At 50.7% G+C, this 13142-nt stretch carries 12 protein-coding genes and 1 tRNA gene; 1 reads left to right on the forward strand and 12 read right to left on the reverse strand.

Going from position 1 to position 13142, the window contains the following annotated elements:
* Window positions 1-425 precede the first annotated feature (425 nt).
* Window positions 426-498, reverse strand: a tRNA-Ala gene (locus tag ACE5LO_RS11180).
* A gap of 110 nt (window positions 499-608) precedes the next feature.
* Window positions 609-1076: a transcriptional regulator NrdR gene (gene nrdR / locus ACE5LO_RS11185; protein ID WP_355318148.1), complete on the reverse strand. Its 468-nt coding sequence runs from the start codon at window positions 1074-1076 to the stop codon at window positions 609-611.
* Between the two features lie 107 nt (window positions 1077-1183).
* On the opposite strand from nrdR, the gene ACE5LO_RS11190 reads away from it, so the two are divergent.
* Window positions 1184-1411, forward strand: a complete 228-nt coding sequence (locus ACE5LO_RS11190; RefSeq protein WP_375355386.1) for an alpha/beta-type small acid-soluble spore protein — start codon at window positions 1184-1186, stop codon at window positions 1409-1411.
* Window positions 1412-1470: 59 nt separating this feature from the next.
* Here ACE5LO_RS11190 and ACE5LO_RS11195 read toward each other — a convergent pair whose 3' ends face one another.
* The 10 genes from ACE5LO_RS11195 to pnpS all read right to left on the reverse strand — a co-directional run bounded on the left by ACE5LO_RS11195 (window position 1471) and on the right by pnpS (window position 13015).
* On the reverse strand, window positions 1471-2034 hold the full coding sequence (locus tag ACE5LO_RS11195) for a lytic transglycosylase domain-containing protein (protein WP_375520113.1): 564 nt from the start codon (window positions 2032-2034) through the stop codon (window positions 1471-1473).
* Window positions 2031-2627, reverse strand: coding sequence for a dephospho-CoA kinase (gene coaE, locus ACE5LO_RS11200; protein ID WP_375520114.1), 597 nt, complete (start codon window positions 2625-2627; stop codon window positions 2031-2033). Before coaE ends, ACE5LO_RS11195 begins: the two co-directional genes overlap by 4 nt.
* 201 nt (window positions 2628-2828) lie before the next feature.
* A complete protein-coding gene (gene ytaF, locus ACE5LO_RS11205) occupies window positions 2829-3518 on the reverse strand; it encodes a sporulation membrane protein YtaF (protein ID WP_375520115.1) in 690 nt (229 codons plus the stop codon).
* Between the two features lie 102 nt (window positions 3519-3620).
* Entirely contained in the window at window positions 3621-4457 is an 837-nt protein-coding gene (mutM, locus tag ACE5LO_RS11210) for a DNA-formamidopyrimidine glycosylase (RefSeq protein ID WP_375520116.1), read from the reverse strand.
* 64 nt (window positions 4458-4521) lie between these two features.
* Window positions 4522-7173, reverse strand: a complete 2652-nt coding sequence (gene polA / locus ACE5LO_RS11215) for a DNA polymerase I (RefSeq protein WP_375520117.1) — start codon at window positions 7171-7173, stop codon at window positions 4522-4524.
* A gap of 207 nt (window positions 7174-7380) precedes the next feature.
* Window positions 7381-8040 carry a phosphate signaling complex protein PhoU gene (gene phoU, locus ACE5LO_RS11220; RefSeq protein WP_375520118.1) on the reverse strand — a complete coding sequence of 220 codons (660 nt, stop codon included), beginning with the start codon at window positions 8038-8040 and terminating at the stop codon, window positions 7381-7383.
* Window positions 8041-8069: 29 nt separating this feature from the next.
* Window positions 8070-8849 carry a phosphate ABC transporter ATP-binding protein PstB gene (gene pstB, locus ACE5LO_RS11225; RefSeq protein WP_375355377.1) on the reverse strand — a complete coding sequence of 260 codons (780 nt, stop codon included), beginning with the start codon at window positions 8847-8849 and terminating at the stop codon, window positions 8070-8072.
* 159 nt (window positions 8850-9008) lie between these two features.
* The gene (locus ACE5LO_RS11230) at window positions 9009-10187 is read right to left on the reverse strand and encodes a methyl-accepting chemotaxis protein (RefSeq protein WP_375520119.1); all 1179 of its coding nucleotides are present in this window, start codon (window positions 10185-10187) and stop codon (window positions 9009-9011) included.
* 180 nt (window positions 10188-10367) lie between these two features.
* Window positions 10368-11099: a response regulator transcription factor gene (locus ACE5LO_RS11235; protein WP_375520120.1), complete on the reverse strand. Its 732-nt coding sequence runs from the start codon at window positions 11097-11099 to the stop codon at window positions 10368-10370.
* 104 nt (window positions 11100-11203) lie between these two features.
* Window positions 11204-13015, reverse strand: a complete 1812-nt coding sequence (gene pnpS / locus ACE5LO_RS11240; protein WP_375520121.1) for a two-component system histidine kinase PnpS — start codon at window positions 13013-13015, stop codon at window positions 11204-11206.
* Between the last annotated feature and the right edge of the window lie 127 nt (window positions 13016-13142).

Genomic DNA, 13142 nt, shown 5'->3' on the forward strand with positions numbered 1-13142 from the left:
GTACGTTTTTTCGTACAAAACCCTGGAACCGAACAACCCCATGCCCTCTTTTGTACGTTTTTTCGTACAAAACCCTGGAACCGAACAACCCCATGCCCTCTTTTGTACGTTTTTTCGTACAAAACCCTGAGGCTAAATGCTTCAGTACACGCAAGGATATAGGCCAAGAGTCTGTCCGACGAAATGTCCTTCGTAAATATTTAAGGGAGCATAGCTCGCTATCCGTGATGGGCTGTCCGAGTCTTCGAATGAATAGCTCTGAAGTTTATTCAATGGAATTTTTAGCGGTAGATTCAGACCACATGCGTCCGTTTGATGCATTCTCACGAAGCTTCCCTTTCACTTCTTGCGAGCGGGTAAACCTTTAAGCCATCTCCCTTATCCAAAAAATAAAAAGCCGATCTACCAAGATCGACTGTAAATTATGGAGCCTAGGGGGATCGAACCCCTGACCTCATCGCTGCCAGCGATGCGCTCTCCCAGCTGAGCTAAGGCCCCAAATTCTTATTCAATTTGTCATCCGCTTGCGGCGACTTCTATATCATATAAAATTCAAGCTTAGCTGTCAATACTTTTTTCACCGCCTGTTCACCGCCTGTGGCCGACGTTTATTCGTCGGCCGTGTCCTTGGAGAGCAGTGTTTTCAGCTCCTTCATGAACATATTGATGTCCTTGAACTGGCGGTATACCGAGGCAAAACGGACATAGGCCACCTCATCCACCGGGTACAGCTGCTCCATGACCAGCTCGCCGATATCACGGCTCTCCACCTCGGCTGCTGCGGTATTGCGCAGCGAATTCTCCACCTGGGAAACGATCCGCTCCAGATGCTCAACAGAGACCGGCCGCTTCTCACAAGCCCGGATAAGACCACGCAGTATTTTGTCGCGGCTGAATTCTTCACGGCTGCCGTCCTTCTTAATGACCATCAGCGGCGTTTCCTCCACCATTTCGAAGGTGGTAAATCGCCGACTGCATTGCTCGCACTCACGGCGGCGACGTATGGATTTATTCTCATTCGCTGGTCTCGAGTCCAGCACTTTGGTGCCTGCATAGCCGCAAAATGGACATTTCATAAAAACTCGCTCACTTCCTTTTACCAATAACTTCCCTGCTATCAGGAGTAATAAAATCTGTCTATCTACACATAATACTTGTACCAACACGGAGGAGGTGAACAGCAATGGGACAAGGTGGTAATAACGGAAACTCCAACAACCTGGTGGTGAAACAAGCTTCCGGTGCGTTGGAACAGCTTAAATACGAGGTTGCTCAGGAACTTGGTATCGCTATTCCACAAGACGGCTACCAAGGTAACATGACTTCTTACGAGAACGGTTCGATCGGGGGTTTCATCACGAAACGTCTGGTGACAATCGCTGAGCAGCAACTGGCAGGTCAATTTCGTTAATTCTTAACCTCTTAAAACGGCGGGACAGGTCAAACGGCTTGTCCCGTCATTTTCTTCCATTAAAAGTGACCGTATATTTTCGTGTACTGCCTGTAATAATGGATAACCCGTTGTACATAATGCCTTGTTTCCCCGAACGGAATCTGCTTGATCGTCTGTTCCCTGCCGTCCCAAGTCCCCTCCCGCAACCATTCTTTGACCTTTCCGGGGCCTGCGTTATAAGCGGCGATCATCGCTACCGGATTATTCTGAAACTGTTCTCCCAGCCTGTGTACATACCATGTACCGAGCTTTATATTCATATCAGGCTCGTCCCTTATGAGTTCAAGCGAACTCTTGGGAGCACCTGTTGTATCCATGATCCATTGCGCCGTGTCCGGCATCAGCTGCATCAAACCAAGCGCTCCCTTGCGTGATTCCCTGCTTGTCTCATAATTGGTCTCCACACGGATAATAGAGGCAATAAGGAACGGATCCACATCATACATCTGGGCATGCTCTCTGATTTCATCCTTGTACTGAATCGGATAAAACCAGGACATCCAATTGGAGCTGAGAAATAAAAAAAGCACAAAAGCAACAAACAAAACAAGCAGAACCCTTTTTTTACGCATAATCGTCATGAAAATACCTTCCGCTCACACAACTCATTCAACTGCCGCTCTGTAAAGGTCACTTCACGGCTGTTATCGACTACGATATCCGCCAGACGTTTCTTCTCCTCAATCGACATCTGTGCATCAAGCCTTTGTCTGGCTTGCTCCTCCGTCAGTCCGTCACGCTCCATCAGCCTCTTCAATTGAACTTCCCGCGGAACATAAACAACTATTACCTTATGAAAAAGCTTGTCCAGCCCGGACTCATACAGGAGTGGAGTATCCACAACGACTAGCTTGTCCGGAAACTCTGCCTCATAAGCTTTCATCCGTCGTATGATCTCCTGCCGAATGGCGGGATGGGTAATATCATTCAACGCTTGGCGCTCTGTGGGATTGGCAAATACGATCGCTCCCAGCTTCTTGCGATGCAGCGTACCGTCTTGATTCAATACTTGTTGCCCGAAATGACGGACAACAGCTTCCAACACAGGATGCCCCGGAAGCATCACTTCCCGGGCAATGACATCGGCATCGACAAGCAGCGCACCCCTGGCTGCCAGCAGCGCCGATACCGTGCTCTTCCCGGTGGCAATGCCTCCGGTCAAACCAATAATCATGTATTCACCCGCTTTCGGCTATAAGTGCGTGTTCAAAAAGTCAGGTTTTCAGTACCGAGAAGGTTGGATGAAGCTAGGGACTGAGGAGCGGAGCGTACTTAGGGTACGTGAGCACCGGAAGGCCCGGCTGAATTCAAGATTCGATGTCGAGTCCGCTTCCTGACTTCCTTCGTGATCAAAAGATGACTTTTTGAACTACCTCTATAACAATTTCATCATGCCCATAATAATTAGCAGCAATGCAGGCAGTACGCTGAATACCTTCATAAAGCGGAATGCCGCCAAACGGAAACCCGCCTTCATGCCCATGATCAAAAACAGACCGCTGAATACTGCTATGGTTAGCGCCGTGAGCAGCGAATTGTAGCCAAGCATGGCCGCCCCCAAACCGGCTCCGAAGGAATCGAGGGATAAGGCCATTCCTAGCCATATCGCTTCTTGCGCAGAGATGCTTCCGGACCGGTCCGTATCGGCAGCAGACGGGCTGCGCAGAATATGAATGACCAGCCCGATTTTGCGCAGCTCCATGGAGAACAGCATTGTACCCGAACCCTCAGCAGCTTCGCTTTCCGATTCCTTTTCGTGCAGGATATCTTCCCTGACCTCTTCCTTATTGGCCCCGCTTTGTACCGAATGGATCAGCGACCAGCAGCCGATACCGATCAGAATGACAGCGCCGAGAAGTGAAGTAAAGACCGGCGATAAAAACCGCGTCAGCAGCGTTCCGGCCTGCATGGACACCATAATAATCAAGCCGGAGCAAAGGCAAATGATCAGAATGGAGCCTATCGGTATCCTCATCTTCCTCAGCCCGTATGTAACCCCTACACCAAAGCTGTCCAAACTTAGCGCAAAGGCAAGCAGCAGCAGGGAAAACCATGCAAATTCCACTTCCGAAAACCTCCCTGTGACGGAGCCGGCCCTGTTCAGGTCCGGTCTCACGCTCTCATATCTCAGGGATAGTATATGGGGTGGGTATGCGGGAAGTGCATGCTACATTGCCGGCACAGGCTGACAGACAGGACAGTAATGAGTTCCCCGCCCGGCAACGACGGTCTTCTCTACGGCCGTCCCGCAGCGGACGCAGGGCTCTGCTTTTCGTCCATAAATTTGCAGCTGATGCTGAAAGGAGCCGGATTGTCCCTGTCCGTTCACATAGGACTTGACGGAAGATCCACCAGCAGCTACCGATTCAGACAGTGTGTCCACAATAGCCCTGTACAGCTGGGAGATTTGCTCCATACTGAGCGATTTGGCCGGTTGGGCAGGATGGATACCCGCACGGAACAACGATTCATCTACATAGATATTCCCGATCCCTACGATATATGATTGATTCAGCAGCGCAGCTTTGATGGAAGTCGCCCTGCTTCCTACTGCATCGTACAGCGCCTCCGCAGTAAAAGCTTCTTCCAGCGGCTCGATGCCCAGCTTGTGCAGCGGTGCCGAAATCAGGTCTTCGCCGGTTTTGAACAAATGCATCGTACCAAATTGTCTGACATCCTTATACCTCAGCTCGGTCCCATCCGTAAAATGAAAGATGACATGCGTATGCTTCTCTACAGGCTCATTCTGATGATAAAGCCCATACCGTCCTTCCATCCGCAAATGGGACACCAATACCAGCCCATCCAGCAAAATACGCAGAAACTTGCCACGCCGCTCCACACCGGTCACGGTATGCCCGGCAAGTTCCATGGCAAATGCGTGAATATCGTCAGGCCGCTGGATAATACGCGGCAGATGGACTGTTACCCGTTCAATTTGTTTTCCTGCAACAAGCTCGTTTAACGTTCTTTTGACTGTTTCCACTTCCGGCAGTTCCGGCATGTTGACTTCACCTCATGCTTTATTATAACGAAGAACCGCCTTTATGTTGAGCAGCCCGTACCGTTTATTTCGCTTCATACCAGTTGCTTCCATAGCTTACCTCCGCTTTCAGCGGCACCGACAGCTTCAGCGCCGATTCCATGATTGACGGAACCAGTTCCTTCATCATTTCCAGTTCATCTTCCGGAACCTCAAATACGAGCTCGTCATGAACCTGCAGCAGCATGCGGCTGCGCAGCTTGCGCTCACTCATCGCCCGGTCCATATGCACCATGGCCAGCTTGATAATGTCGGCTGCGGTTCCCTGGATCGGCGTATTCATGGCCGTCCGCTCGGCGAAGGAGCGGAGATTAAAATTACTCGCATTGATTTCAGGCAGGTACCGTCTGCGTTCCAGCAGCGTTTTCACGTAACCTTCACGCTTGGCGTCCTTTACAATGTCGTCCATATAACGGCGTACACCCTGAAACACATCAAAATATTGATCGATGAACCTGGATGCTTCCTTCCTCGTAATGTTCAGATTCTGGGAAAGGCCGTAATCACTGATCCCGTACACGATGCCGAAATTAACAGCCTTCGCGGAACGCCTCATATTGGCATCAACCGTTTCCGGGGGAACGCCGAATACATCCGAGGCCGTTTTGGTGTGAATGTCCATGTCATTCTGAAAAGCTTCCTTGAGCCGTTCATCATCGGAGATATGCGCCAATACACGAAGCTCAATCTGGGAATAGTCTGCCGCCAGAATCAACCAGCCGGGTTCGGAAGGAACGAATACTTTACGAAGCTTCCTGCCTTCTTCCAGACGAATCGGAATGTTCTGCAAGTTGGGGTATTGGCTGCTAAGCCGCCCAGTCGCTGCGACCGTCTGACGGAAATACGTATGCACCCGGTCTGTTTTGTCCGAAATTTCCTTGAGCAGCCCTTCCACATAGGTAGATTGCAGCTTGGCAATCGTACGGTATTGTAAAATATTTTGCACAACATCGTGGTAAGGTGCCAGCTTCTCCAGCACTTCAGCATCCGTTGAATAACCCGTTTTCGTCTTTTTAACGACAGGCAGCCCCAGTTTGTCAAACAGAATCTCCCCGAGCTGCTTCGGCGAGTTCAGATTAAACTCCACCCCGGCAAGCTCATAAATTTCCTGAACCAGCCTTGCAATCTGCTCTTCGAATTCCTTGCCCAGCGCTTTAAGCTCGTCCACATTGACCAGAACCCCCTGCTTTTCCATATCAGCAAGAATTCGCGAGAGCGGCATTTCCAGCCCGAAGAACAGCTCCTTCATTTCATTCTCATCGAGCTGCTTCTGCTGGGATGGAATCAACTCCTGTATAACCGCCGCTTTGCGCGCAAGGTGATCCGCCAGAACATCCTCCCCGGGCACCTTGTACTTGGCCCCTTTACCGAAAACTTCCTCATCCGGACGTATGGACGGCAGGCCGTATTTGGCAGCAAGCCCGGTCAGTGTCTGATTGGCATCTGTCGGATCAAGCAGATACCCTGCGAGCTGAACGTCAAATTCGGCGCCCGCAAATTCAACTCCATGCCAGTGCAGGGCCAGGTCTGCCCGATGCAGGTCATATCCGCGTTTCTTGCGCTGCGGATCGGACAGCCAGGAACGGATCGGATCTGCCCCTTGCGAAGCCATCAGTTCAAACGGGATGAAAAATTGACGATCCAGTGTGCCCAACACCAGTGCAATAACCTGCGCCTGATGAGGGTTGTCTCCATAGGTTTCAACGTGAACGACCTCAACGGCATCCAGCGCTTTTTCCACTTCTTCAAGGTTGTCTTCGCGGACAATCAGCACGTCCGCCACCGCCTCTGCCATGCCGGCGGAGCTGCCGCTTTCAGCGGACAGGGACAGACGCTCCAGCAGCGACTTGAATTCCAGCTTGGCCAGCGCAGCGCCCGCCTTTTCCGTACGCAGACCGCCGAAAACAATGTCATCCCATGTCTTGTCCAAGGGAACATCGCGGTATATGGTGGCCAGCTTTTTACTCATACGTGCGTCTTCGGCGTGCGTTTCAATACGCTCCTTCATCTTGCCCTTCAGCTCATCCGTATGGACAAGCACCTCTTCAACCGAGCCGTATTGATGCAGCAGCTTGAGCGCCGTCTTCTCGCCAACTCCCGGAATGCCTGGAATGTTATCGGAAGCATCACCCATCAGGCCTTTGAGATCAATGATCTGTTCCGGCTTCAGCCCGTAGCGCTCCTGAATCTCGGCTGGACCGTAGACTTCAACTTCTGTAACCCCTTTCCGTGTCAAGCCGACCGTGACATGACCGGAAGCAAGCTGCAGCATATCCTTATCACCCGTAACAACGATCACATTGCGTCCCGACTCGTCCGCCCGCTTCGTCAACGTTCCGATAATGTCGTCCGCTTCATAACCCTCAAGCTCGAACTGCGCAATGCCGAACGCCTCCAGCAGCTCCTTCAGCAGCGGAAACTGCTGGGATAACTCCGGAGGAGTTTTCTCCCGCCCGCCTTTATAATCCTGATAGCCCTCATGACGGAACGTCACCTTGCCCGCATCAAAAGCTACCATGACATGTGTAGGTTTATGCTCCTCCAGCAGCCGCAGCAGCATCGTCGTAAAACCGTACACCGCATTCGTCTGCTGCCCGCTTGAATTCGTGAGCGGCGGCATGGCGAAGAACGCCCGGTATATAATACTGTTTCCATCTATAAGAATGAGTTTGTCCATTCCAGCACCTCGCATGTTCATCATAAACATTTGCTTCCCTTATCTTAACACAATCCCCTGCCAAGCCAAAAAAAACGTCCTGCCGATTACATCCAATCATCGAAGATCAGACCGGTCAGGGATGAAAAGGAAAAAACGGCTATCCTGCATCAGGGATGGAATGCACCCACCTTCCCTGGTAGCAAAAATAACCGTTTTGCAAAATAATTACTGATTAAGATCCGGACGATGGCCTGTTACAAGGTAGACCGTATTCTCCCCGATGTTCGTTGCATGATCGCCGATCCGTTCGATGTACCGTCCGACAAGCAGAAGCAGCATGGCCTGTGAAGCCTGGGCGGGACTATTCATCATAAAGGAATAAAGCTCCGTGATCATCTTGCTGTACAACGCATCGACTTTGTCATCCTGCTGAGCCATTTTGTAGGCCAAATCTGTATTTTCGTCCAGATAGGAGGTAATGGCATCATCAATCATATCCTTGACGATTTCAGCCATCTGCGGAATGTCAACCAGAGGCTTGATCAGCTCCTGTCCTTCCATCCGCAGGGTAACCTTGGCCACATCTGACGCCAGATCCCCCATCCGCTCCAGATCTGTCGAAATCTTGAATGCGACGATAATTCGTCTTAAATCCTTTGCCACCGGCTGCTGCTTAATGATGAGGCTGGATCCCATATCCAGAATATTCTCCTCCATCTGGTTTAGAGCAGCGTCATTCTTGATGATTTCCTGGGCAAGCTCCGTATCATTAGTCTTCAGACTGGTGATTGCGCGGTCGAGCGCCTCGGATACATGCTGTCCCATCTGGCGCAACTGTACGCGGAGTTCCTCAAGCCCTTCGTCAAATTCTTTTCTGCGGATCATCTGCAGATGCCCCTCCCTCTGTGCTTCACTCAGCCGAACCGGCCGGAAATGTAGTCTTCTGTACGAGAATCCTGAGGTGTGGAAAACAAGGTTTCGGTAGGTTCAGCCTCAATCACTTCGCCATTCAGGAAGAATACCGTTTTGCCGGAAACACGGGCCGCCTGATGCATATTGTGCGTTACCATCACAATGGTATACCGGTCTTTCAGCTCCTGAACAAGCTCCTCAATCTTGGCCGTGGAAATCGGGTCAAGCGCGGAGGTCGCCTCGTCCATCAGCAAAATATCCGGCTGCACCGCGAGCGCCCTCGCAATGCACAGACGCTGCTGCTGCCCGCCGGACAGGCTGAGCGCAGAACGTCTCACGAAATCCTTCACTTCATCCCACAGAGCGGCATGGCGCAGGCTCTGCTCAACCAGCTCGTCCAGCCGCGCCTTATCGCGGATGCCATGCAATCTCGGTCCATAGGCCACATTGTCATAAATGGATTTGGGAAAAGGATTCGGTTGCTGGAACACCATGCCGACCCGCTTGCGGAGTTCCTCTACCTCCATGCCACTGTCGTAAATGTCCAAATCGCCTAATTGCACTTTCCCCTCCACCCTGGTGCCGGGAATCATATCGTTCATCCGGTTCAGCGTCCGCAGCAGCGTGGATTTCCCGCAGCCGGATGGACCGATAAATGCGGTTACCGTTTTGTCGGGGATATCAAGATTTATATTTTTGAGCGCATGAAATGATTCATAATACAAATTCAAATTTTCTATCCGTATTACAGTCTCATTTAGCTTAATCGCGGTTTCTGTCATGGAATTTGATCTCCTTCACTTACAGATCTGGATTTCCGTACCTGCACTGCTCCTCTATCTGCCCACAGGCAATATGAGCAATTATAAATGATCTATGTAAATGAAATCCTTTGTATTTGTTAACGCAATGTAAAATATCGAACCATTCAGCGTCCTACATCATGGCTGTGAGAGCATAGCTCCCAGTTCATCGGAAACGCGTGAAGCTGCCGCAGCAGCATCTTCGGCCATGCGCGACAGCCCCTGGCTGCGGCGATTGACGTTCTCCATATTAGCCATCAGCCTGGAGAAGGCCTCGCTGCCTGCATCAATGTGCCCGGCTCCCAGTTCAATTTCCCGCAGGCCTGACTGTGTGAGGGACACGTTCTCTCCAACCAGCGAACCGATTTCACCCAGCAGCAAGGCGATATCCTCTGAAAACTGGCGGGTTTGCTGGGCGAGCTTGCGAACTTCCCCCGCCACAATCTGAAATCCCTTTCCATGCTCGCCGGCATGAGCCGCTTCAATCGACGCATTGATAGCAAGCAGACTGCTCTGATCCGCAAGGCTGCGGATGGAAGAGGCCATGCCGGAAATGGAATGGATGTGCCGTTCCAGCACACCTGTCTGCGCAGATTGCAGCCTCATTTGTTCCGCAATCATTTGATAGGAAGAGATGACCTCCTCAAGGCGCCTTCTGCCCGTTTCGGCCAGTCCGCTCATTTCCCGCGTCGCCTCTGCGCTTTCAGCAGCCTCCCGCGCCATCTGCAGCGCATTGTCTCCGATTCTGGCGACACCGCCGGAGCTCTTCACCACGGCCGTTCCGCTTCTTTCGTCCGCTTCCTTCTGCAGCCTTCTGGACAGCTCCATCAAATCCCGCAAGGTTAATATGCCGAGAAGACACCCTTCGTCCATCACGGCTACACAGTCATAAAACTTTGCATCAGGCCTGAGCAGCGCTTTGTTCAACACCTCCGCAGCAGAATCAGCTGCGTCAACGATCAGTGCATCCGGATCGGCGAACATGGCCGCAGGTTTGTCATAATACAACTCGGCGGCAAATCTGCCCGCCAAATGGCGGTTGAACGCTTCACGCATAATGACCCCTGCAATTTCCTCTTCGTTGCGAACAAGAACAACACAGGGAGCCGCCGGATTCTCTCTAAGTATGTCCAGCAAAGCCAAGCAGGAAACTTCCATTCCGATCACGGGAACAGAACGGCAGGCCGTATATTCGATCAGCTTACCCGCATGGCCGTTCTCTTCAGCCTGGCCGGTATGATCACCGCCCGAAAAGTCTTCCGTCTGTATCGTCTCTATCCTCTGTGTTGTTTCCAGCTCTGGTGCCATGATCATCATTAAAGTCCCCTTTGCAGCTAAATACTAGTATGATCAGCTCATCTTATAGGTCGATAGAACCATCATAAACGCATTCGGTAAACGGAAAGGGACTATTGTGTTAACTGTTTGTAAAACGATTGCAATACTTCCGTCAAAAATCCAACCTGATACCTATCCGCAGAAAAAATCCCCAACCTTTTATACTAAATGTTGGGGACTTCTTTTTCTATTCACAACCAATTTATAGCCTACACCGCGTATGGAGTCGATATGCACCGATTCGGGCTCCAGTTCCAGCTTCTTGCGTAAAGAGCTGACATGAACATCCACCGTCCGCTGTCCGCCGATATAGTCAAAGCCCCACACCGCGTTCATCAGATCATCTCTCGTAAGCACAACACCAGGTTTTCTTGCCAGATACAAGAGCACCTCGAATTCCTTCGGTCTGAGATTGATGGACTGTCCTCCCAGAATCACCTCATATTTTTCGGGGTAAATCTCCAGCTCCCCAAGCACGATTCTGGAAGCGTCGCTTTGATCAGGCAGCACGCCTTCATCCCCGCCCATCGAACGACGCAGTACGGCGTCCACACGGGCCAGCAGCTCGGACACACCAAAAGGCTTGGTAATATAATCATCCGCCCCGGATTTCAGCCCCTGCACCACTTCAGCTTCTCCATTTTTGGCGGTCAGGATAATGATCGGTGTGGTCACTCCCTGGGTGCGAAGCTTGTTCAGAATATCGAGGCCATTCATGCCAGGCAGCATCAGATCCAGCAGGATTAAATCAAAGAATTCTCTTGAGGCTTTCTCGAATCCGGCGGTTCCATGATCCTCCGTCTCTACCTCATAACCTTCCTGTGTCAAATTGTAAGTAAGCAGCCTGGCCAATGTAGGCTCGTCTTCTATAACCAAAAGACGTTGTGGCATGTCCTATCCCCCATCTCCCGTTACATTCTTTCTTAATGTAATAACACATATATGACTGACTCGAATTTATTTTATCACGGCATTGTTAACGGGGTGTAAAAAAATCATTCTTGCTGCTCCTCCACCTGCTGCAGCAGCGGCAGTTCGACCGTAAATGTCGTGCCAAGCCCCAATTCGCTGTCGACCGAGACGCTCCCGTGATGCAGCTCAACCAGATGCTTGACGATGGACAGACCCAGTCCGGTTCCGCCCGAGTTGCGGGATCTTCCTTTATCCACACGATAAAATCTTTCAAAGATGCGTGGCAAATCCTTCTTCGGAATGCCGATGCCGGTATCGCTGACGGTAAACACCACTTTTTCCGGCTCATAATCATGTGAAATCTCTTTGACCTTCAGCTTCACAATTCCGCCTTCCTGGGTGTAATTGATTCCATTGGAAAGCAAATTCAGGAATATTTGCCTTAATTTATCCTCATCTGCTTCTATGAATAGCTCCTCAGGCACTTCCATCTGCAGGCTGATATGCTTCTTCTCCGCCACCTTGGCCAGCGTACCGTTAATCATATCAAAGAATGAGGACAGGTGAACCGGCTCGCATTCCAACGGAGAACGTTTGGATTCGATTTTGGAAAGCTCCAGAATATCCCCGATCAGTCGGTTCAACCGTTCACTTTCATCATAAATGATCTGCATAAACGAGCGGGCTGTCTCCTCATCCTTCACTCCGCCGCCAAGTAATGTTTCGGCAAAGCCTTTCACGGCCGCAATCGGTGTTTTCAGTTCGTGCGATACGTTGGCTACAAACTCGCTGCGCATGTTCTCCAGTCTGCGGATCGCGGTTACATCCTGCAGCAGAAAGAGCATGCCACGGTAGCTGGCTTCATCCTGCATCGGCACACCGTCGAGCAGAATGAGCCGTTCCCCCGGGTTGAACACACTGACTTCCTCATGCATGCGTTCCCGGTTTTGAATACTGTGCTCCACCAACTTGGTCAGCCCGTAATGCTGCTTCAGCTCATGATAAGGCCTGCCGGTGACCCGGCTGCTGCTGATTCCGAGCATTCGCTCTGTCTCGCGGTTTACCAACGCAATTTTGCCTTGCACATCAATCATCAAAATACCGCCTGTCATGTTACTCATCACCCGCTGCAGCAAATCCTCGTTATCCCGGATCGTTTTCATCTGCATTTGCAGGCTGTCCGCCATTCCGTTAATCGCTGCCGCCAGTTGTCCTACTTCATCATTACGCTTCAACTCCACCCTGGCATCATAATCAAGCTTTGAAATACGATTCGCTACCTTCGTTATATGCTCTAATGGAGAAGTCAGATTGCCGGCAACACGGTAGCTGACCAGAGAAGCAGCGAGGAACAACAACAGCAAACCGATAATCATGGCTATCCAGGCACGCTGCATGCCTTCATCGATAGCCTGCAAACTCATCGAGACGCGAATAAAGCCGTCAAAACCGCTGTCCGTGCTGACTGGTTCCGCCACATACAGCATATTCTGCTTCAGTGTATCGCTATAACGAATCGCGCTTCCGATACCTTTTTCTTCTGCCAGACGTATTTCATCCCGCAGCGCATGGTTGTCCATCTTGCCAACATCCATCTCCGAGTCGCCTATAACTGTTCCATCCTTATTGATGAAAGTTATACGGGAATTGATCAACCCAGCCAGTTCCTTCGCTTTCTCCGTGTAATAAGCTGTGTAATCATCAGCCGACTCACTGCTTGTACTGTAAAATTCGAAGGTACTGCGCAGGAGGTTTATTTCCCGGGCCATATTTTCCTCCAATGCCTTGATATGCGATTCTTTGAAAATCTGCCCCATCGTCAGTCCTGCCGCAATCACGGAAATTCCGATCAGCGTCAAAATAATGGCGGTCAGTCGAAAACGGAATGATTTCATAAGCTCTCCCTCAGCAGCATGCTCTGTGCGTATTGTAAAGCTTATTTTACTGTATCAGCGATCTGCCTTCCATACTGTACTGTTAACGTAGCGTTAAAATTAATTTGATTTGTGTAATCAGGATAAA

This window comes from Paenibacillus medicaginis (assembly GCF_042138635.1).
GTDB classification, from domain to species: domain Bacteria; phylum Bacillota; class Bacilli; order Paenibacillales; family Paenibacillaceae; genus Paenibacillus; species Paenibacillus medicaginis.